Origin of the sequence: Pseudoselenomonas ruminis, assembly GCF_008271295.1 — a bacterium.
Taxonomy (GTDB): Bacteria; Bacillota; Negativicutes; order Selenomonadales; family Selenomonadaceae; genus Selenomonas_A; species Selenomonas_A ruminis.
The window spans coordinates 33,142-54,525 of record NZ_VTOY01000013.1; the positions used below are offsets into that span (position 1 = coordinate 33,142).

The following is a 21,384-nucleotide window of genomic DNA, read 5'->3' on the forward strand; positions in this document are numbered from 1 at the left end:
TATGAATAATCAATATCCTATTCGTGTATTGCAGATAGTTGGTATAGTTTGCGGCGGTGGTGTAGAAGCAGTTATTATGAATTACTACCGTAATATTAATCGAGATAAAGTGCAATTTGATTTTGTGATAGATGGAAAAGAAAAATCATTATTAGATGATGAGATTAAGAGAATGGGGGGGCGGGTTTATCATGTAACCCCATATAAGGATAATATCATCAAATATATGTGTGATATCTATCATATTATAAAAAAAAATAAGTACGACATTATTCACGATAATATGAATACAATGTCTCTATTTTCGTTGTTCCCTGCTTGGTTAGCAGGTGCAAAAATACGCATAATACATAATCATTCGACAAACGAAAAAGCCATGGAAGAGCGTTGTAAGTATTATTTAAAAAAGATATTGCGACCATTTTCACCATTGTTTGCAAATCAATACGTGGCGTGCTCGAAATATGCAGCAGAATGGATGTATGGCAAAAGAGCTATACAATTGGATAAAGTTAAGATTATCAATAATGCTGTGGATATAGAGAAGTTTAGATTTTCGGTAACGGCGAGAAAAAAGTTACGCGAAGAGTTAGGGGTTAAAGAGGAAGTGAATGTAATAGGCCATATAGGGCGGTTGGTTCCTCAGAAAAACCATATGTTTTTATTAGATGTATTCGCGTCGTATTTTAAACAAAATCCGGCATCAGTATTGGTGATGATAGGTGATGGACCTTTACGAGAAAATCTAGAGCATAAGGCAAAGGAATTAAAAATTTCGGATAAGGTATATTTTAAAGGCTTAAGATCAGATGTAAATGAATGGTATAGTGCGATGGATGTTTTTTTGCTGCCATCATTATATGAAGGATTACCAGTAGTAGGCATAGAAGCACAGGCGAATGGTGTGCCCGTTTGCCTATCAAGTAATATAACGAAAGAAGTAGTTATAAATGAAAATGTGAGATATCTGCCATTAGTTAAAGAAGAATGGGTAAAATCAATTAATGATTTGATACGGAAAAGAGCTAGAAAAACTTTGCTGGAAGAAAATGGATTTTCTATCCAAAATGAAGCGAAAAAAATGGAATGTTGGTATGGTAGTATGGTAAAGGAGGTATAGAAAAATAAATGTCCGATGTTTTGGTATCAATCATTATGCCTGTATATAATGTGGAAGGTTATATACAACAAAGTATTGAGTCTGTTTTAAAACAGACGTTAACAAATATTGAAGTGTTGGTTGTCGATGATTGTGGTACTGACACATCAATGGAGATAGTAAAAAAATATGCGAGAAAAGATGACCGAATAACAATTATAAAACAGAAAGAAAATAAGGGCGTTTCAGCAGCACGAAACTTAGGAATCAAAAGCGCTAGAGGAAAGTACGTAGCGTTTCTAGATTCTGATGACTATTTAGAAGAAGATTTCTTGGAGAAAATGTTTTGTTGTGCTGAGAGTAATTCTTTGGATTTAGTTATATCGGGATATGTAAATAATGAAGGCGACATGGCAAGCTGTAGATTTCATAGAATAAGAAAACGGCTTATGACTCCCAAGGAGGCCATGTATGAAATGATTTGTAAAAATCATTTTGATTGGTCCCCTTGGGATAAATTGTACCTAAGAGAACAACTTATCACAAATGATATACTTTTTAATGTGAGATATCGCATGGGGGAAGACTTAGATTTCGTGTGGAGATATTTGAGATGTATCAAAAAAGTTATATTTTTGCCATTATACAAATATCATTATGTTAATCGAATGGATAGTGCTACACACAAAAAAAAGAGTGATCTAAGATTAGATAGTGTAGAGATAATGCGAAATATCATGTTGAAAAATAAATGTGATATGAAAATATATTTACGTATGAGAGAGTTATATGCGAAGGAAATTGGAAGTTGCATAAAGGATATATTGCTTTTACCTAATATGAAATTAAAGGTGAAAAGCTTGCAGGTTGAATTGCGGAAAAACGTAATAGTTGGAGTGCTTAATAAAGATTTTAGTATATTTATTAAATGTGCGATTTCTTTTTTTTGTTTACCGTATTGGCTGTGTTTTTGGGGATATAAAGGAGTGAGCATGTGGAGTGATTTAGATGATGGTTAATTTAAATACAATACAAATACAGTTGTTGTGGTTAGGAATAATATTGTTTCCGTTTGTAAATTCTATATTAATGAATAGCGGTTCTGGTTTTAGTGGAAGTATAATTCCTTTGTCGATAGGGGTTATTATATGGATAATCTCAAAGGTAATAAAAGGAAATGTTAGTATCAATACGTTTTTTCATACAGGTGTATATTTTTTTGCTCTATGGATAATAGAAGCTATAGTAAGCTCTGTTTTAAATTTTGAAGTGATAGCATATTCGGAGAATATAGTATCTAATGGAATAGAACAATTCTTGTTTAAGTTAGCTGCGATGTTAGTGTATTTTTTTATGGCAATATATGTTTACGATATCACTTTATCTTTAAAGATAGATGCTGTTTGTAACATTGTGTGCAAAATGTTATTAATTTCTTTTGCGATAGCTGGGTTATATTCATTGGTGGAAATATTATCTATGTTCGATGAATCGTTGAAACCTATACTGTTAGGTTTAGATGCCTTTTTTAGAGGCGGAGATGGTGGGAGTGTTAGTTTTAAAGTACGGTCTGTATCCTATGAAGCATCGACGTTAGGAAATTATTTAGCAGTAGTAGCGCCGTTTATATTAGTGAAAATGATAAATGGCAAACGGATGTATATATTTGTGAGTATATATTTAATGATTATGGCATTGATGACGTATTCGCGTACAGTGTATGTAGTAGTATTTTTTGATATGTTGTTGATAAGTATGTACTATAAAACATGGAAATATTTGCTGATGCTTATAATAGCATTATTCACAATAAGCGCAATAATTTCTACGGTTAATGATAGCTTATGGTTTTCTAATATAAGTCTATTTGACATATTCACCTCGTTGATTGATTCGGATGATTCGGGGAGAATTACATCTAACTACATGAGATATGGCTCTCAGATTGCAGCTTATGGGGTATGGATGGATAATGTTGTCTTTGGGGTTGGCTTAGGTCAAGCAAAGTTTTATTTATTAAATTATATACCCGACTGGGCATGGATGAGTTCAGATATGTTTATGTTTCAAGATAATATGGTGGTCTTCGGTGTATATCCTAGATTGTTAGCTGAGCAAGGTATCGTTGGGTTATTATTATATTTTTTATTATGGGGAACGGTAATAAATAAATTAATAAAGAAATGTACTCATATAAAAAATGACGAAGAGAAAATGTTTGTAGTAGCTCTAATAGCTGCAATTATAGGATCTTTATTGACAGCGAACAATTGGGATATGCTAAGTTATCCGGCAAATTGGGTATTATTAGCTTTAGCATGGCGAATGTGTGAAAATGTTGATAAACGTGTTTGTGGAGATGCTTAAATTTGTTTATGCGAAAAAAAATACTTATTGCCTCCCGTTGGTATGCACCAATTAAAAATCCGCGTGCTTTTCGTGCCTATGAACTTTTGATGGAATTTGTACGACGTGGATATGATGTGATAGCATTTCTGCCGGAGGATGCAGAAATGCAGGCGGATGCCAGAACTGTTTTTGTTCCGCATGGGAAAATGGCTGGAAGCGTAATGCGCGCAAAAAAATCTAATAATAAAATGAAGTCGAGATTGTTGCAAAGGCTTAGGAAGATGTTCTTGTTTTTGTTTGGCGATGGGCCGAATATTATATATTATGCTTATTTCTTATATAAAAGTATAAAGACACATCTGCGAAATAAAAACGATTATAACGTGATAATATCCATCAGTTATCCGTTCTATGTGAATGTGGCTTTAGCTTGTTTGAAACGTTATATCAATCCTGCGACGGTGCTCATTGCGGATTGTGGAGATCCTTTTTATGCAAATCCGTCATTCAAGAAGGCTTTTTATTTGAAATATCTTGAGAAATGGGTGTTGAACCAGTTTGATTATGTGACGATTCCTATTGAGGCGGCTAGGAGTAATTATTTGGAATACTTACCTCCGGAAAAGATAAAGGTTATTCCGCAAGGTTTTAAGTTGATGGATATCCCAGCGAGTACTTATCAAAAAAATAAAGTACCGACTTTTGGCTATGCGGGAGTGTTTTACGAGTCTATTCGTAATCCACGATATTTCTTTGAATATCTGCTGACGTTGCAACAGGATTTCTGTTTCGTTGTTTATGCAATTGCGGATGGCTTCACTGCGAGGCTATTAGCGGAATATAAGGAAAAATTAGGGGACAAACTTGATATCCGTGAAGCGGTTGATCGGGAAGTCTTGATTCCGGAAATGGCGACGTGGGAGTTTGTCATTAACTTTGACAATGACAATAGCAATCAACGGCCCAGCAAGCTGATTGACTATGCTATGAGTAAACGGCCAATTTTAAGTTTTAATCAGGCATCATTTAAGCCGGATGTATTTTCGTCATTTTTGAGCGGAGATTACAGGGAACGGGATCATATTGATTTGTCTCAGTACGATATACGCACTGTGGTAGATAAATTCGAAAAAATATTTTACCAAAAATAAGCAAAGGGGCGCGGTTGTTAATGAAATCGGTTAGTGTAATTGGCTTAGGGTATATAGGTTTGCCTACGGCAACGTTGATTGCCAATCATGGGTTTAAGGTGTATGGTATGGATCCTGTGCAGCATGTGGTGGATACCATCAATGCAGGGAAGATTCATATTGTCGAGCCAGGTTTGGCGCAGTGGGTACAGAAGGCTGTGGGCGATGGGCATCTTCAGGCAGATACAAAACCGCATAAGGCAGATGTTTTTATCCTGGCTGTGCCAACGCCGTTCAAGGGCGATAAGAAACCGGACTTATCTTTTGTCGAGTCGGCAGCCCGTGAAGTTGCGCCTTATTTGGAAGAGGGAAATCTGGTAATCTTGGAATCCACCAGTCCGGTAGGAACTACGGAAAAGGTTCGGGATTGGGTGCTTTCGGAATGTCCAGCATTAAAAGATAAGATGTTATATTTCGCGCATTGTCCAGAGCGTGTCCTGCCGGGGAAAATTGTAGTGGAATTACCGGGGAATGACCGTATCATCGGCGGTGTGGATGAGGCCTCTACCAAGAAAACGGTTGAGTTTTATAGCCATTTTGTGACAGGTAACCTTCTGGAAACAGATAGCCGTACGGCCGAGCTTTCCAAACTGACGGAGAACAGCTTCCGCGATGTAAATATCGCTTTTGCTAATGAGCTGTCTATGATTTGTGATAAATTGGGCATCAATGTGTGGGAATTGATTCGTCTGGCGAATCGCCACCCGCGCGTGAATATCCTGCAACCTGGTCCGGGGGTTGGCGGTCATTGCATTGCCGTTGATCCGTGGTTTGTCGTGGATTCGGCACCAGAGGAAGCACGTCTTATCCGCACGGCTCGTCAGGTCAATGACAATAAGCCACAATATGTAATGGCTAAAGTATTTGATGCAATCCGCAATGTAAAGGAACCAAGGGTGGCTTGTCTAGGTTTGGCATTCAAGCCGGATATTGACGATTTGCGAGAGAGCCCGTCTTTGCAGATAACCAGAGAGTTGGCCGAAAAAAACATTGCCCATATCTATGCGGTGGAACCAAATGTAACTCAATTGCCGCAAAAGCTAGAGGGCTTTCCTAATGTAGAGTTTTGCGAGTATAAAGAGGCTATTGCCAAGGCTAACATAGTACTACTTTTGGTTGATCATAAGGAATTTAAAAAAATTGATTGCAGTTTGTTAGAAGGTAAATGCGTGATTGATACTAGGGGGATTTGGCTTTGAATAAATTGCGAAAAATATATCATGCGTTACCGTATCCTGCTCGAAATATCATTGGTGGATTATATGGTTCACTTCCTCAAAAAATCAAATATGGACCAGAATATGCAAAAATGTATAAATTACTTAACGAATCAGCAAATTGGTCGCAGGATGAAATTCATGATTATCAGATAAAGCAATTAAGGAATTTATTGATACATGCCCATGAAACGACAAGATTTTACAATCGGCAGTTTAACGAGGCGGGATTTAATCCGTACAAGTTTAACAATTTAGACGATTTATCCCTGATTCCGACAATCGATAAAGAAGTTATTCGAAATAATTTATCAGATATGCTATCCGATAAATTCTCTAACAGGCAAAGATTCCAAATTACAACAGGTGGTACAACAGGACGGCAGCTGATTTTTTACGCGCAAAAGCAATTGACCATTCCAAGGGAAAAGGCAATGTATGATTATCTTTGGGGCGAAGTCGGCTATATCCCTGGTAAATCAGAAATGGTCGTATTAAGAAACAATGTTTTGCCGGATAATAAGCTGTGGCGTTATGAAAAGAAGAATCGCTCACTAGTATTGGATCCTTTTCACATGACAGATGAAGTTTGTCACAAATTTATTAATAAGTTGAATAAGGAAAAAATACCTTTTTTTCATGTGTATCCTTCATCAATATTGATGCTAGCGGAATATATGAACCGAACAGGAGATAGGCTAACATACAAGCCATTGGCGATTTTTGCAACTAGTGAAAATTTATATAAAGGACAACGAGAAATTATTGAGAATGCGTTTGGTTGTCGGATGTATATGTCATACGGACACTCAGAAATGTGTAGTTTAGCAAATGGATGTGCTTTGGAAGATCACTATCATATAGAAGAATTATATGGATATACTGAATTGTTAGACAAGAACCGTGATGTTATTAATGATTCTGGGATAATGGGAGAAATTACTGCCACAGGATTTAACAACTACGTTTTGCCATTAATTCGTTATCGTACTGCTGATTATGCGAGTTATGAAGAGTGTGTAAAGACTAAATGTGGTTTTAAAGGTCGTATTTTAAAAGACATCGAGGGGCGATGGCTTCAAGAGATGTTAGTTACAAGTCAGGGAAATAAAATTTCGATGACGGCCATTAACTTCCATTCTGACGTTTTTGATCGTGTCAAATATTATCAATTTTATCAAAACACCCCCGGTTTGGTAACAATGCGAATAGTGAAAGGCAAAGATTACACAATAGACGATGAGGTGGCTATAAAGAGCGCGGTGCAAAGTAAACTAGGTGAATATCTAAAGATGGATATTCAATACGTCAATGAGGTTAGGCGTGCAGCTAGTGGTAAGTATAGATATATAATATCGGAGTTAGATTGAAATGAATAATGTGTCAGTTCATATTAATAACAAAACGATGTATCCTGATTGTCCTCCATATTCACCGAGTGAAGAGTATCCCGAGTTTATATTCAAACGGGAAGATGTTGTATCAGAGAATAATCCTGTATATCATGCCGTTCGAGATATGTTGAAAAATCTTGGGTTGGATGAGGAAAATTATGGAACACCTAAATGGAATCCATTTTGTGAATTGATTAATAAGGGCGATACAGTTTTACTGAAGCCTAATTTTGTATATCATGATAATGCAGGTGATCCAGATATACAAAGTCTTGTAACGCATGGCGCTGTTATAAGGCCAATTATTGATTATGTGTTATTGGCACTACAAGGCACAGGGAAGATTATAATAGCAGATGCACCGCAAGCTAATGCTGATTTCGAAACTATTGTTGAAAGAAATGGTGTGAAACAGTTAGTCGATTATTACAATAGTAAAAACGTAATGATTGAGTTGATAGATTTGCGGAAAAATGCATATGTTGGAGGTTTTGATACAGGACTAAGAGTTGACTTGAAAGGTGACCCTCGTGGGTATGTATTATGCAATCTAGAAGATAAGTCAATGTTGCAGGATGTTGCTAATCCCGATCGGTTATATGGGGCTGACTATGATAGAAACTTTATTGTCAAACAGCATACAAATGGACATAGATATTTATTTTCGCGAAGTGTTTTAGATGCGGATGTTGTTATAAGTATACCTAAGTTAAAAACACATCGAAAAGCTGGAGTTACGATAAATAGCAAAAATATGGTGGGTGCTAATGGAGATAAAAATTTTTTAGCGCATTATCGTGTGGGAAGTCCGGCAGATGGAGGCGATGAATTTGCCGATGATGTAGGTTTGTTAGGGAGATTACATTATAAATGGCGACGATTTGCAATGGATAATATTTTAATAAAAAACACCAAAACAAGTCGGTATCAGTATTTTCTTATGAATGTGCCATTTGGAATTATTCATCGTTTATATAGAGCTATAACGGGGCGAGATTATGTCATGGGGAATGGAGATTGGCATGGAAACGATACTGTTTGGAGAATGTGTCTAGATTTAAATAGAATTTTATTGTTCGCAGATAGTAAGGGTGTTATTCATAAAGAGCCACAGCGGAAATATTTTTGTGTGGTTGATGGGGTAGTGGCTGGTGAGGAAAATGGCCCGTTAGAACCGACTCCTAAACATGCTGGGCTTATAGCTGGTGGTAATAATCCGTTTTTCGTTGATTTTGTATGTGCACATTTGATAGGATTTGATCCGTATAAAATACCTGTGATTTACAATGCGATGAAATTAGATGGGTTTTGTTATGACGAACAGGATATAAGGGCATATTGTGAAAAAAATGGTGCAAGCGTAGATTGGCGGAGTGTTAATTTGCATTTTAAACCGCAAGCTAACTGGAAAGGGTATATTGAAAGATAGAAAATATGTTAAAGTTTGGTTCAAAAGTTAAAGATATGCTTTATGTATTCATGACAAGTTTTTTTTCTAAAGGAATCATGGGGGTGATAACACTATTAATCATAAAGTATATGGATTATGAGGAGTATGCGTTATATACATTTTTATTATCCGTTAGCGGCTTAGTATCGGGGATTTTTGTTGCTAGTGTAAATAATATATACATTGTTGGTTGTAATAAGCTATCTCTAGAGAAAGACAAGACATCGCTGTGTTTAGTTCAGACAGTGTTAGTGGTAGTTTTTACTGTTTTACTCGGAAATATTTTTGCCATAGAAGGCACTGGACTTTTAGCAGTCACTTTATTAACCGTAGCAGTATGTTTTTCGGAATTTATAAAGACTGCATATCAGAATATACAAAACTTTAGTCAGTATAATCATGTTGAATTGTACCGTGTTGGAATTTTTGCCATACTTATATTCGTTTATGTGTTTTTGTTCACAAATTCAATTTTAGCAATATCTGTCATCCTGTTAAATAGTTTGGCCTTTTTGGCAGCAGCCATGATGAATAAAAAAGTCTTTAGTATTTGTTCGTTTAATCAATGTTTGGGAGATGGAGTAAAAACTTTTAAGATAATATTTACTAGTGATTACAAATTTTTGTTTATATATATGGCACTGTTAACGTTTTTGGCAAATGTTAACGTGTTTTTTTTGCGTATGGTTGCTTCTGAAAGTGATTTGGCATCCTATGGAGTAGCGTTTCAGTTTTATAATATATATGCTTTAGTACTGGGGGCTATTACTACGGTTATGTTTCCAGGGATAGTAAATGCAGAAACAAAACAAAAAATGAAAGACTTGTTCGAATTACAGTCAAAGATATTTAAAGTCATGCTTTTGTTTGTTGCTGTTACAGATGTTTTTATCGTTGAATTTATTAAACTGTATTTCGTGGGGAAATATGATGAATCAATTCTTGCGTTTCTAGTTTTTAGCTTGTTAGCTGTTTTTTCCGTTATGTTGAGTCCGTATATGACAGTGGTATTGAAGTTTGAATGTTTTAAACCTTTGTGCAAATGTGTTTTTGGAGTAGTCTTGCTGCATTGCTTATCAGTCTTTTTTCTTTATCCAATGTTAGGAATCTTAGGTATGGCTTTAAGTTTGTCATTAAGCTATACCCTAATAAATATATATGGATATGTGAAAGGAAAAAAATTCTTAATGGATAAATACTAATTGATTAATACATAGACTTGTATAGTATATTTGTTTTGTGTTGCTGAATAGATATTGATAAATTTAATGGCGTCATTATTCTATATCGTATATATTACTGCAGAATGAAATATGAGGATATTATGCGAAAAATCAATAGAGAACTTTTCGGGAAAATATGGAGAAGATTATGTAGAATCGTTGTCAAGTGTTTGGATAGCCGACGTAGTACTTATCATATATACGATTGCAAGTTAAATGCTATACCGATAGAGAATCGTTATTTGGTAATAGATTGTATGAGGGAGGAAGTGTGTAGTCTTTATCTTCAGCATCGTTTTGATTTGTTGGGGAGTGGCTGGCAGTCCGTGTCATTAGCCTCAAAGAATAGAGAAAAATGGCTAAAAGACCATTTACCACTTGCTTGTATACCGTATGCCACGACTGTTTGGCAGATGGTTTCGGCAGGTTATCGACCGATTGACTGGCAGTTGGATTTTAAATCTGGCTACCGGTGGTCTGAGCGGACTTGGTATATGGATATTCCGATTGGTCACAAGGCGGGCGTTGATGTGAAGGTTCCTTGGGAATTGGCGCGGATGCAGCATTTGCCACAATTGGCTATAGCATATGCTTATGATCGAAATGATCGATACTGGCAGGAATATTGCGATGAAATCCTAGATTTTATCGCGCAGAATCCGCCGCGTTTTGGCGTTAATTGGCGTTGCACCATGGATGTGGGAATCCGTATTGCCAATTGGTTACTGGCGTATGATATATTTGTTGGACAGGGGGTAAAGTTTTCTGAGGATTTTGAACAGGTCCTGGCACGTTCTGTATATGACCATGCTTATCATATCGTTCACAATTTGGAATATTCACCGCAACTTACCACGAATCATTATCTGTCCGATATTGCTGGCTTGCTGTTTGCAACAGCGCATTTGGAGAATACCACTGAGATATCGAAGTGGCTAGCTTTTTCTCAACGTGAAATTATCAGCGAGATGAAGCGAGAGTTTCATGGCGATGGTAGTAATTTTGAAGCCTCGACCAGCTATCATTGTTTGTCTACGGAGTTGATGCTACATAGTGCTTTATTGATCAAACGTTTGCCTCGGGAATTACAGGTAGAGTTGCCCGAATGGTTTTGGTGCAGACTGGTGAGAGCCGTAGGGTTTGTCGAAAAATGTTCAATCGATGGCGTGTTACAGCAGATAGGTGATGCTGATAGCGGTCATTTTTTCAAATTGGCACCGCGATATCATAAATTGACAAAAGCCGGGGCTTATGAACGTTATCAGAATCTTGCCCCTCAGCAATTAGTAGATGATGTGTATTATGATGAGGATATGCAGAATCATGAGGAGGTTTTATCATATCGTGAATTACTTCCGTTTGCAGATGATATGCAGGAAGTGAAAAATGCTGGTGATTTACACGAGGTGTGGAAGCATTTACGGGATGCTTGGTCGGATAGTGGCAGAGAAAATGTGTATCACATTGCTGATGAACATGTAAATTTACTGTTAAATTTACATGTTTATGCGTATACGGGCATGGGGCTTTATATATGGAAATCTGACAGATTGCATTTAATTGTTCGTTGCGGCGAAGTGGGGCAAAATGGTAGTGGCGGACATTCACATAATGATCAGTTGTCGTTGACATTGACTTTGGATGGGAAAACGATTATTGCTGATCCGGGAAGTTATCTTTATACACCTGATCCAGTTATGCGAAATAAATTCCGTGGAACAGCTATGCATTTTACACCTCAGCCGATGTCTGGCATAGAGCAAAATGAATGGGTTGATGGGCAGCGAGGTCTCTTTTCCATAAAGAAGGATAGGACAAATGCCCAAGTGCTATATGTCGGCCGTGATGGTATTATTATGCGTCATGATGGTTTTGGCACTCCAGTTTGGCGAGTGGTGGAGATTTGTTCTGATGGTATTGTAGTCACGGATTATGGAGTGAATTTAAAACGTTGGAAGAATCCAGGAGTATTTTCTAATGGATATGGGAAGTTGTTAAAGCTGTAAAATTGTGGCTGATTGATGGGAATATGAAAAAGAGCCTGACCATAGATACGATGGTCAGGCTCTTTGGGTTGGGGGATATTATAGTGTTTTAGCAAGTTCCGCGATGCGTTCGGCGGAGAGGTGGGTATATTTCATAATTCGTTGCATGTCCATGTTGTCGCGCAGCATATCAAGGGCGGTTTGTTCTTGATTCTTGCGTTCGCCTTCGGCAAGTCCCTCAGCACGGCCTTGAGCTATGGCGGCTTCGTGGTCGGAGTTGTAGTCCATGATGGCCATTTCGCGGTTGATATAGCGGCGGCGTTCTTCGGTATTGTTAAGGAAAACACGAGCGGCTTGCATAGCATTTTTGATGGCAGTATCACTCATGGACAGTTCCTCCTTTTCGGTATCATCTAGTTGGTTGGCGAAGTATGCTAGCCAGCGTTCCATTTTTGTCATTTCGGCGACGGGTTTCTTAGCGTATTTAGGGATTTCAAGGAAGTGAAGGGTCAAATCTTTGTTGAGTCGGTCGCCAGTTTCTGGGTTGTAGATGCTCCACATAGAGTAAGGGCTGTTTTGTGGGAGTAATTTAAATTTTAGAATGTTAATCGTGATAGATGGTTTAAGATCACGGTAGTGTTTACCCGCTGGCAGAGTCATCAGATATAGCTGTGCCCAATAGTATAGAGTCCGTCGTTCCATATCTTGATGATTGACAACCTGGACTTCGACATCTACCTGCTCGGCGGTGTCGAGGATGCAGGTTACATCGAGACGTGTGAGCTTATCCGCTTCGTTGATAGGAGACATCTCCGTTTGGGTAAATGTTATATCCTGAATGGGATGCTGCAAATCATGTTGTAGGACGGCGTTTAGAAAATCAATCGTGATTTGTTTGCGTTCTTCTTTGCCAAAAATGAATTTGAACAAGACATCATTCATGGGATTGTAGTTACGTTCGCTGAGATCTACAAACAAATCGGCGTTTTGGTCCATCACCATAATGGATTCCCTTCTTTCTTCATTATAGAAAAAAAGCATTGTGCCGGCAAGGAAAAACATTTATAGAGAACATATTTTCTCTATAAAGATATTATACTACACTGCGAACAAATATTCCATATATTAAAGAATGTATACACAGGTAAGGCAGGGGGTGGGCTGTGATATTGTTTGTCGCAGGTGGGTTAGCAGACGTTTTTTGGCTTTGGTTATGCTTTGATGGGTGATGTGCAGGAGGCTGGCGATTTGTTTTTGAGGGAGTTCGTAGAGATATATTAGGCTCAGAAGGCGCTTCTCGGCTGGGGTGAGTAGATGAATGGCCTGGCGAAGGAGTTCGCGGTGGCAGATTTTTTCTTCGTGGTTTTGGCTGCGGCTGGTGTCTGCGTAGACATCCCAGAAGTTTTGCTCTTCGGTGGCGGTTTGGTCTGGGTGCGTGGTGCGGGATAGGTAGCGTCGCTGGCGTTTGAATTCGGTATAGAGGGTGCCGCGGACTTGACGCTGGAGATAGGCGGCGAAGTGGATGCCGCGGGTGGCGTCATAGCTTTTGATGGCTTCGTAGAAGGCAAGCCGGGCGATTCCGGGGGCTTCGTCGCTGAGATTCATAGCGGCAAGGTAGCGTTCCCGGGATTCTTTGATGAGGAGGCCTTCGTAGTGATGATAGAGGATGGCGGTGGCTTTTTCGTTTCCTTCGGCGACTTGGGCGATGAGCTTGTCTTCGTCTGTTTTGCTTAGGTTGTTCATAGGAACATCTCCTTTCGTTTGCCTTTAGTATAGGATGGGAGATGTATTTTAGTCGAAAATATGTTTGAGACTAAAAGAAGATGTATAAAAATGTTTATGGGATGCATACATGTCCTCTGGATACGTTCGAAATATATTTAATAGATATTGTTAATTTCAATGTGCTTTTTACACGGATTATTTATTGTGCAATATACACATAGATGATATACTGTACTTAGGTTTTTCATAAGGTTTGATTTTAGGATAAGGCACGGTAGGTAGTGTCTTATTTTTTCGATGTTTTTCTCGTAGATAGGGGAATGTGATTTGGTAAAAGTACAGAATCAGCTGGAGGAAAAGCATATCGAGTGGAATTATTTTCTTCGACCTGTGATTTTGTTTATCGTAGATTTGTTGGTCGTTTGTGGTGCGATGCAATTATCTTTGGTGGCAGCAGAATGGGTTATCGGGCATAGTGTGTACCCTCCGCAAACATGGTATGTTCTTTTGCCTGTGCTTTATATGTCTAATTTGTTATTTGCAGATCTATATCGCACGCATCGCGTGATGACAGATCATGCGCGCAAGATGTTCAAGGCGTCTACTTATGCAATCCTATCCATCATTGTTTTTGATTTCGTGTTGCATACGGGAGGGCCGCTTTCGCGAGGTTTTTTACTCTTTGTGTGGTTGTTTGGCTTTTGGGGCCTGTATTTTGAGCGTTGCCTGCTCCGATGGGGCTTTAGTAAATTGGGGGTATGGCAGACCCGGGTTATTATCATTGGTGCTGGTAAGACCGCGCAGAAATATGTTCGTGCCTTTGGCTCTGGGGTAGAGATCGTGGGCTTTGTAGAGGATGTACAGACTAGGCCGTTGTTGCAGGATTATCCACGACTGGGCGGGTTCGCGGAGGTGGAAGCTATCCTGCAGGAGAATCCGGTGAATGAGGTTATTTTGGCAACGCCAGGACTTACGAAGGCGGATAATATTGCTCTGTTTTATCGGGTACAGCCGTTTGTCAAACATGTTTCGTTGATACCGAATTTGTTTGGAATCCCGATTGGGAATATGAAGGCGATTCGAAGTCTCGATGATCAGCTGTTGATTTTGCGTACGTATAATAATTTGAACCGGCTGTCGAATCGGCTGCTTAAGCGTGCGTTTGATTTGTTGGTCGGTGGTATGATTGCGTTTTTGATTATGCCGATCCTTGTGGTGACGGCGATTCTTATCAAGCTGGATTCTAAGGGCTCGATATTTTATAATGCGGAGCGGATTGGAAAGGATGGGCATAATTTCTGTTGTTATAAGTTCCGGTCGATGTATGTAGATTCGGATCGGATTTTGCAGGAATATTTGCTGAATCATCCGGAGGCACAGCAGGAGTGGACGGAGTTCCAGAAGCTTCGTGGGGCAGATCCGCGTGTTACGCGTGTCGGCCGTATCATTCGCAAGTACAGCATCGATGAACTGCCACAGATTTTTAATGTGCTCAAGGGAGATATGAGTCTCGTGGGGCCGCGTCCTTATTTGCCACGCGAAAGGGAGCAGATTGGCGATTATTTACCGGTTATTTGTATGACGGTTCCAGGAATGACGGGACTTTGGCAGGTTAGTGGACGCAGTAATGTGAAGTTTAGTGGACGTTTGAGGATGGATTCTTGGTATGTACGCAACTGGAATCTTTGGCAGGATATTGTGATTTTATTTAAGACGATTCATGTAGTATTGGGTAGAGATGCCTATTAAAAAAGTTCCGCGCAATCGGTAAATGCCGATTGCGCGGAACTTTTTTGTATTTTTGCTTTACTGTTGGGAGAGGGTAAGGATGGTATGGAAGATGCCGAGGTCGAAGCCGCCTTTTACGGGAATCCAGCCGCCGTCGGTACCTTGGGTGTAGAGGCCGTAGCTGTCACACATGTAGAACTTGTCCATGCGGAAGGAGCGGCCGTTGCCCTCATCTACTTTTACACGGGCGCTGTAGCGGTTGCCTGTAGCACGGACTGTTTCGGATACGACGTAGTAGTTGTAGTTGCCGGAAGAGGCAGCCCAGACGTCCTGCGCGCAGGCGGTTTTGGTGGCGCCTGTCCAAGGAGCAAGGGTTAAAGCGGTGCCTAGAGCGAGCGTGTAAAGTAGTTTGCGCATAGTGAGAATCCTCCTAAGATTATAATGAAATTATTTTATTTAGAGCTTTTGGGCAAGCTCGGCAATGCGGTCGGCAGAAAGATGCGTGTATTTCATGATTAATTGAATGTCCATGTTGTCGCGCAACATATCACGGGCGGTTTGTTCCTGATTTCTGCGTTCGCCTTCCGCACGGCCCTCCGCACGTCCTTCCGCACGTCCCTCGGCACGGCCGTCGTCGTGAGCTTCTTGCATTTTCATTTCGTATGTCATGTAACTCACCCTTTCTTCGTGGTTGGTTTTGGTTTCCGTGATGCAATCGTCGATTTCTTTGATGAAGTAATCCATAATATTATATCATAAAGAGAACATGAATTCTATATGAGGGAATGTATACACATTGTGCGTTGTGCTTTAGAAAATATTTTTTCGATAAGTAATAATAGGCGTCTTTTTTGTATGGGTAAAGGCGCTTATTTCGCCACGGAAAAATTCTTGGACTTCTATTTTTTTCGTGTGGCTTATGATACAATAAAGGTTAGTATGTATGAAAGGTGGAATAGAGCATGAAAATCACCATCGGCAGCGATCATGGCGCTGTCCAGCTGAAAGAAGAGGTCAAAATGGTGCTCAAGGAATATGGCGATATCGAAGTAACCGATGTCGGCACGTTTGGCACGGAATCGGTTGACTATCCGGATATCGCAGAGAAAATCTGTGCTGATGTTGTTTCGGGCAAGGCTGACCGCGGTATTGCGCTTTGCGGTACGGGTATCGGCATTTCCATTGCCTGCAACAAGGTAAAGGGCATCCGTTGTGCACTTTGCAACGATGTTTATTCGGCTAAGATGTCCCGTCAGCATAACAATGCCAATGTGTTGGCTATGGGCGGCCGTGTTGTTGGCTTCGGCCCGGCTGGCGAAATCGTTCGCGCCTGGGTGGAAGGCGAGTTCGAGGGCGGCCGTCATGAGCGCCGTGTAAATAAAATCATGGCAATCGAGCAGAAGTAATCCTATATTTGCCGCTATACTAACAATTAAAAATTAAGCAAGTGTCCGCATTCATCATCTGTTTTAGGAGGTTCTCCCTATGAGTCTTATGGAAACACTGAAGAAGTCTGACCCCGAAATCGCAGCCCAGCTCGATAATGAGCTGAACCGCCAGCGCACGAAGCTGGAGCTTATCGCATCGGAAAATATCGTAAGCAAAGCCGTCCTCGAAGCGCAGGGCAGTGTGCTGACGAACAAATATGCCGAAGGTTATCCCGGCAAACGCTATTATGGCGGCTGTGAGTTCGTGGATGAAGTGGAACAGCTGGCCATCGACCGTGCCAAGAAGCTCTTTGGGGCGGAGTATGCCAATGTGCAGCCGCATTCGGGCGCGCAGGCCAATATGGCCGTGTTCTTTGCCCTGCTCCAGCCGGGCGATACGGTCATGGGGATGAATCTGACCGATGGTGGACATTTGACGCACGGCAGTCCGGTCAATATGTCGGGCAAGTATTTCAACATTGTTCCGTATGGTGTCACGAAGGAAACCGAGACGATTGATTACGATGCGCTCGAGAAGCAGGCCGAGGAATGCAAGCCAAAGCTGATTGTGGCAGGCGCGTCTGCTTATGCGCGTGTCATTGATTTCCCGCGTCTTGCCGAGATCGCGAGGAAGGTCGGCGCCTATCTGATGGTTGATATTGCGCATATTGCCGGTTTGGTCGCTGCTGGTGAGCATCCAAGCCCGGTTCCGTATGCCGATGTCGTCACGACGACGACCCATAAGACGTTGCGCGGCCCGCGCGGCGGCATGATTCTCTGCCGCGATGCGGAGTTTGGCAAGCAGTTCAACAAGGCTGTGTTCCCTGGCATCCAGGGCGGCCCGCTGATGCATGTCATCGCGGCTAAAGCCGTCGCGCTCGGCGAGGCACTGCGTCCGGAGTTTAAGGAATACGCCAAACAGCTCAAGAAGAATGCCAAGGCACTTGCTGATACGCTGTCGGCAGATGGTTTCCGCATCGTCTCGGGCGGTACGGACAACCATCTGATGCTCGTCGACCTGACGAGCAAGGGCATCACGGGCAAAGAGGCCCAGTTTGTGCTCGATGAGGTCAATATCACCGCCAACCGCAACACGATACCTTTTGAGCCGCTCTCCCCGTTCGTCACGAGTGGTATCCGTTTGGGCTCGCCGGCCCTTACGACCCGTGGATTTAAAGAGGATGATATGATAGAAGTAGGCAACATCATAGCAATGGTCCTTTCGAATCCACAGGATGAAGCCACGAAAGAGGAGGCACGCAAGCGCGTTGCTGTTCTCTGCGAAAAGTACCCGCTTTATGAGTAAAAAGGAGAAGAAAGAAAATGTCTGAAGATATGAAAGTTACCGTAATCGATCACCCGCTGATTCAGCACAAGTTGACGCTGATGCGCCAGAAGGATACGGGAACGAAGGATTTCCGTGAGCTTTTGGAAGAGATTGCTATGCTCATGGCGTACGAGATTACCCGCGATTTCCCGCTGAAGGAAATCGAGATTGAGACGCCGGTCGCAAAATGCAAGGCCAAGGTTCTCGAGGGCAAGAAGGTGGGCGTAGTTCCCATCCTGCGTGCAGGTCTGGGCATGTTAAATGGTGTGGTCAACATGATTCCGGCAGCTCGTGTCGGTCATGTCGGCATGTATCGCGATCCGAAGACGCTCAAACCGGTAGAGTATTATTGCAAACTGCCGAATGATGTCGAGGAGCGTACGCTTATCGTCGTTGACCCGATGCTCGCAACGGGCGGCAGTGCGTCGGCAGCGCTTTCCCTGCTCAAGGAAAAAGGTGCGAAGTCTTTGATTCTCATGTGCCTCGTAGCTGCACCGGAAGGCATCAAGGTCATCAACGAAGATCATCCGGATGTACCGCTCTACGTTGCGGCCATCGACGAGAAGCTCAACGAAAAGGGCTATATCGTACCGGGTCTGGGCGATGCTGGCGACCGTATCTTCGGCACGCTTTGATTGATTTAAAGGAGTAAGTATTTTGAGTAATTTAGAAGTAGGTATTGTCGGCCTGCCAAATGTCGGCAAGAGTACGCTTTTTAATGCGATTACAAAGGCTGGCGCAGAGGCCGCAAATTTTCCGTTCTGCACGATTGAGCCGAATGTCGGCGTTGTAGCGGTTCCGGATGAGCGCCTCAAGGTGCTCCATGAGCTCTATGATTCCAAGAAAACGACGCCGGCTTCGGTCCGTTTCGTGGATATTGCTGGTCTCGTAAAAGGCGCTTCGAAGGGCGAGGGCCTCGGCAATAAGTTCCTCGAGCACATCCGTCAGGTTGATGCCGTAGCACATGTTGTCCGTTGCTTTGAAGACCCGAATATCACGCATGTTGAGGGCGGCATTGACCCGCTGCGCGATATCGACATCATCCAGACGGAGCTCTGCCTGGCCGACCTCGAAGTGGTCGAAAAGCGCATCATGAAAGTGGCAAAACTGGCCAAATCCGGTGCCAAGGAAGCCCGCGTGGAGGATGAAATCCTGCGCCGCATCAAGGAAGCCCTCGACGAGGCAAAACCGGCCCGTCAGGTCGACCTCAGCGACGATGACCTCGAAGTCATCAAGGATATGAACCTCATCACGCTGAAACCGACGCTTTATGTCACGAATGTGGCTGAAGATGAAGTGGCAACGGCTTTCGAGGAAAATGCGTATGTGCAGAAGGTTAAGGAATTCGCGGCTCAGGAGGGCGCAGAGGTAGTTGCTATCTCGGCGAAAGTTGAGTCGGAAATTGCTGAACTCGACGAAGAAGAGGCGAAAGCATTCCTCGAAGATCTCGGCGAGACGGAGAGTGGTCTTGACCGTTTGATCAAGGCGGCCTTTGATCTTTTGGGACTGCAGACGTTCCTGACGGCTGGCCCGGATGAATGCCGTGCTTGGACGATCGTCAAAGGAACGACGGCACCGAAAGCCGCTGGCAAAATCCATACGGATTTCGAGCGTGGCTTTATCCGTGCCGAGATTGTCAACTACGACGATCTCGTAGCGAACGGCAGCGTCGCCGCTGCTCGTGAGAAGGGACAGGTACGTGTTGAGGGTAAGGATTACGTCATGCAGGATGGCGATGTCGTAAACTTCCGCTTTAACGTATAAAATTATATGACAGTCAAGGGGCTGGGATACGTTTCGATTACGTGAACCGGCCCCCTTTGTTTATCTTGCCTTTTTGTATCAGGAAAGCTATTATATAACAAAGGAATGTGGATTTTTAGGTTTGTTAGGTGTGGAGCTGTTTTTATGTAGGAAAAAAGCGGCGTTTTTTCCTACATAGATTAGCAACTAGGAAAAAATTGCATTTTTTTCCTAGTTGGTTTGTGGGAGATATTATGTTAGAAAGGGTGCTTGTATGGAAAGTATTCATTTAAATACGTTATTCCATGCCGATGAGCATAAATGGAATGAACTTTACCAATCGCTGTACAATTCGCCCTTGACGCATGTGCTTGATTTCAACATTCATCCTGCGAATAGTCAACGCCACTATCCGGCATTCTTTTATTATACGGAAGAACTTATGCAAACAACTATCTCGTTGATGAGCCATATGAACGAGCTGACGATAATAGCCAATCGCATCCCTGCCATTGCAATTGAGGCATTCCAGCGAGCTTGCCTGATAGAGGAAATAAAATCCAGTAATGATATCGAGGGGGTAAACAGTACCCGGAAGGAAATCAGTCAGGCGCTTGATGCTCAGGACAATATATCAGTAGCGAAAACTACTCGCCTATGGAGTACAGTCAACAAGTATATCAAGTTACAGAATAAGCAGGATATTCCTTTTAACAATAGCTCGGATTTGCGCAAGTTCTATGATGAGTTCATTTTAGATGAAATTCGCAGAGATGATCCGAAAAATATTCCCGACGGCGAAATATTTCGGAAAAGCAGTGTGGAGGTATGGTCAAAGACAAAAGTGATACACCGTGGCGTTTATCCAGAAGGAAAGATTATTGATAATATGGACAAGGCTCTGTCTATTTTGCATGATCCTAAAATTCCCAATTTGGTACGGGTAGCAATCTATCACTATCTTTTTGGGTACATACATCCATTTTATGATGGTAATGGCCGCACATCACGTTTTATTACATCGTTTTATCTTGCACGTATATTGAGCCCGCTGGTGGCAATTCGGCTATCCATTACCATAAAAAAATCGCTCCGCATGTACTATAAGCTGTTTGAGGAAACGAATTCCTATGGAAACAGAGGGGATTTGACCCCCTTTATTACAGGCTTTTTATGGATTATAGAAAAGAGTATCGTGCGTGTAAAAGAAGATTTAAAGGAAAAACAGCGGTTGTTAAATGAATATAGCAGTTCTTTAGGTCAGCTTGATGTGATTGATAACCAAACAGACAAAAGCATTTGTTATGTGTTGCTTCAAGCCGCGCTGTTTTCAGAGGATGGAGCAACTTTAGCTGAAATTGCAGGGACTTTGAGGAAAAATGAGCGGACGATAAAAACACATATCAACAACATACCAACAGAATATATCCAGATAGATAAAAGTCACCGCGCCCATAGGTTCAAATTAAATCTCGCGGTGTTACCGAAATCAGTTTGAGCCGGATAGTTATCAATTGATTCAAAAAA

General features: G+C 41.6%; 19 protein-coding genes. 15 read left to right on the top strand and 4 right to left on the bottom strand.

Annotation, left to right across the window (positions count from 1 at the left end):
* Position 1: 1 nt before the first annotated feature.
* The 9 genes from FZ040_RS11560 (at position 2) to FZ040_RS11600 (ending at position 11,928) form a co-directional block, all read left to right on the top strand.
* On the top strand, positions 2-1,120 hold the full coding sequence (locus FZ040_RS11560) for a glycosyltransferase family 1 protein (protein ID WP_149172125.1): 1,119 nt from the start codon (positions 2-4) through the stop codon (positions 1,118-1,120).
* Positions 1,121-1,128: 8 nt separating this feature from the next.
* Positions 1,129-2,118 (top strand): glycosyltransferase family 2 protein, encoded by a 990-nt coding sequence (locus FZ040_RS11565; RefSeq protein ID WP_149172126.1) that lies wholly within the window; start codon positions 1,129-1,131, stop codon positions 2,116-2,118.
* Positions 2,108-3,466, top strand: coding sequence for an O-antigen ligase family protein (locus FZ040_RS11570; protein WP_149172127.1), 1,359 nt, complete (start codon positions 2,108-2,110; stop codon positions 3,464-3,466). The genes FZ040_RS11565 and FZ040_RS11570 overlap by 11 nt, the downstream gene beginning before the upstream one ends.
* Positions 3,467-3,474: 8 nt before the next feature.
* Positions 3,475-4,599: a glycosyltransferase gene (locus FZ040_RS11575; RefSeq protein WP_255448866.1), complete on the top strand. Its 1,125-nt coding sequence runs from the start codon at positions 3,475-3,477 to the stop codon at positions 4,597-4,599.
* A 20-nt stretch (positions 4,600-4,619) separates the two neighbouring features.
* Positions 4,620-5,837, top strand: a complete 1,218-nt coding sequence (gene wecC, locus FZ040_RS11580) for a UDP-N-acetyl-D-mannosamine dehydrogenase (protein ID WP_149172129.1) — start codon at positions 4,620-4,622, stop codon at positions 5,835-5,837.
* Complete coding sequence (locus tag FZ040_RS11585) at positions 5,834-7,225, top strand: phenylacetate--CoA ligase family protein (protein WP_255448865.1); 1,392 nt, start codon at positions 5,834-5,836, stop codon at positions 7,223-7,225. The genes wecC and FZ040_RS11585 overlap by 4 nt, the downstream gene beginning before the upstream one ends.
* Before the next feature lies 1 nt (position 7,226).
* The gene (locus FZ040_RS11590; RefSeq protein WP_149172130.1) at positions 7,227-8,678 is read left to right on the top strand and encodes a DUF362 domain-containing protein; all 1,452 of its coding nucleotides are present in this window, start codon (positions 7,227-7,229) and stop codon (positions 8,676-8,678) included.
* A gap of 5 nt (positions 8,679-8,683) precedes the next feature.
* Positions 8,684-9,901, top strand: coding sequence for a lipopolysaccharide biosynthesis protein (locus FZ040_RS11595; protein WP_149172131.1), 1,218 nt, complete (start codon positions 8,684-8,686; stop codon positions 9,899-9,901).
* Between the two features lie 290 nt (positions 9,902-10,191).
* Positions 10,192-11,928: a heparinase II/III family protein gene (locus FZ040_RS11600; protein WP_187620317.1), complete on the top strand. Its 1,737-nt coding sequence runs from the start codon at positions 10,192-10,194 to the stop codon at positions 11,926-11,928.
* A gap of 78 nt (positions 11,929-12,006) precedes the next feature.
* Here FZ040_RS11600 and FZ040_RS11605 read toward each other — a convergent pair whose 3' ends face one another.
* A complete protein-coding gene (locus FZ040_RS11605) occupies positions 12,007-12,909 on the bottom strand; it encodes an Rpn family recombination-promoting nuclease/putative transposase (protein ID WP_222930964.1) in 903 nt (300 codons plus the stop codon).
* A 123-nt stretch (positions 12,910-13,032) separates the two neighbouring features.
* Positions 13,033-13,650, bottom strand: a complete 618-nt coding sequence (locus FZ040_RS11610; RefSeq protein WP_149172133.1) for an RNA polymerase sigma factor — start codon at positions 13,648-13,650, stop codon at positions 13,033-13,035.
* 309 nt (positions 13,651-13,959) lie between these two features.
* On the opposite strand from FZ040_RS11610, the gene wbaP reads away from it, so the two are divergent.
* A complete protein-coding gene (gene wbaP, locus FZ040_RS11615; RefSeq protein ID WP_149172134.1) occupies positions 13,960-15,381 on the top strand; it encodes an undecaprenyl-phosphate galactose phosphotransferase WbaP in 1,422 nt (473 codons plus the stop codon).
* Positions 15,382-15,438: 57 nt separating this feature from the next.
* Here wbaP and FZ040_RS11620 read toward each other — a convergent pair whose 3' ends face one another.
* Together FZ040_RS11620 and FZ040_RS11625 are read right to left on the bottom strand one after the other, a co-directional pair.
* Complete coding sequence (locus FZ040_RS11620; protein ID WP_149172135.1) at positions 15,439-15,777, bottom strand: hypothetical protein; 339 nt, start codon at positions 15,775-15,777, stop codon at positions 15,439-15,441.
* A 39-nt stretch (positions 15,778-15,816) separates the two neighbouring features.
* Positions 15,817-16,104, bottom strand: a complete 288-nt coding sequence (locus FZ040_RS11625) for an RpnC/YadD family protein (RefSeq protein WP_149172136.1) — start codon at positions 16,102-16,104, stop codon at positions 15,817-15,819.
* Between the two features lie 218 nt (positions 16,105-16,322).
* On the opposite strand from FZ040_RS11625, the gene rpiB reads away from it, so the two are divergent.
* The 5 genes from rpiB to FZ040_RS11650 all read left to right on the top strand — a co-directional run bounded on the left by rpiB (position 16,323) and on the right by FZ040_RS11650 (position 21,355).
* On the top strand, positions 16,323-16,766 hold the full coding sequence (gene rpiB, locus FZ040_RS11630) for a ribose 5-phosphate isomerase B (protein ID WP_033170658.1): 444 nt from the start codon (positions 16,323-16,325) through the stop codon (positions 16,764-16,766).
* 79 nt (positions 16,767-16,845) lie between these two features.
* The gene (gene glyA / locus FZ040_RS11635) at positions 16,846-18,093 is read left to right on the top strand and encodes a serine hydroxymethyltransferase (RefSeq protein WP_149172137.1); all 1,248 of its coding nucleotides are present in this window, start codon (positions 16,846-16,848) and stop codon (positions 18,091-18,093) included.
* A 17-nt stretch (positions 18,094-18,110) separates the two neighbouring features.
* Positions 18,111-18,749, top strand: a complete 639-nt coding sequence (gene upp / locus FZ040_RS11640; RefSeq protein WP_033170656.1) for a uracil phosphoribosyltransferase — start codon at positions 18,111-18,113, stop codon at positions 18,747-18,749.
* Positions 18,750-18,771: 22 nt separating this feature from the next.
* On the top strand, positions 18,772-19,878 hold the full coding sequence (gene ychF, locus FZ040_RS11645) for a redox-regulated ATPase YchF (RefSeq protein WP_033170655.1): 1,107 nt from the start codon (positions 18,772-18,774) through the stop codon (positions 19,876-19,878).
* 253 nt (positions 19,879-20,131) lie between these two features.
* Positions 20,132-21,355: a Fic family protein gene (locus FZ040_RS11650; protein ID WP_149172138.1), complete on the top strand. Its 1,224-nt coding sequence runs from the start codon at positions 20,132-20,134 to the stop codon at positions 21,353-21,355.
* The last annotated feature ends 29 nt before the right edge of the window (positions 21,356-21,384 follow it).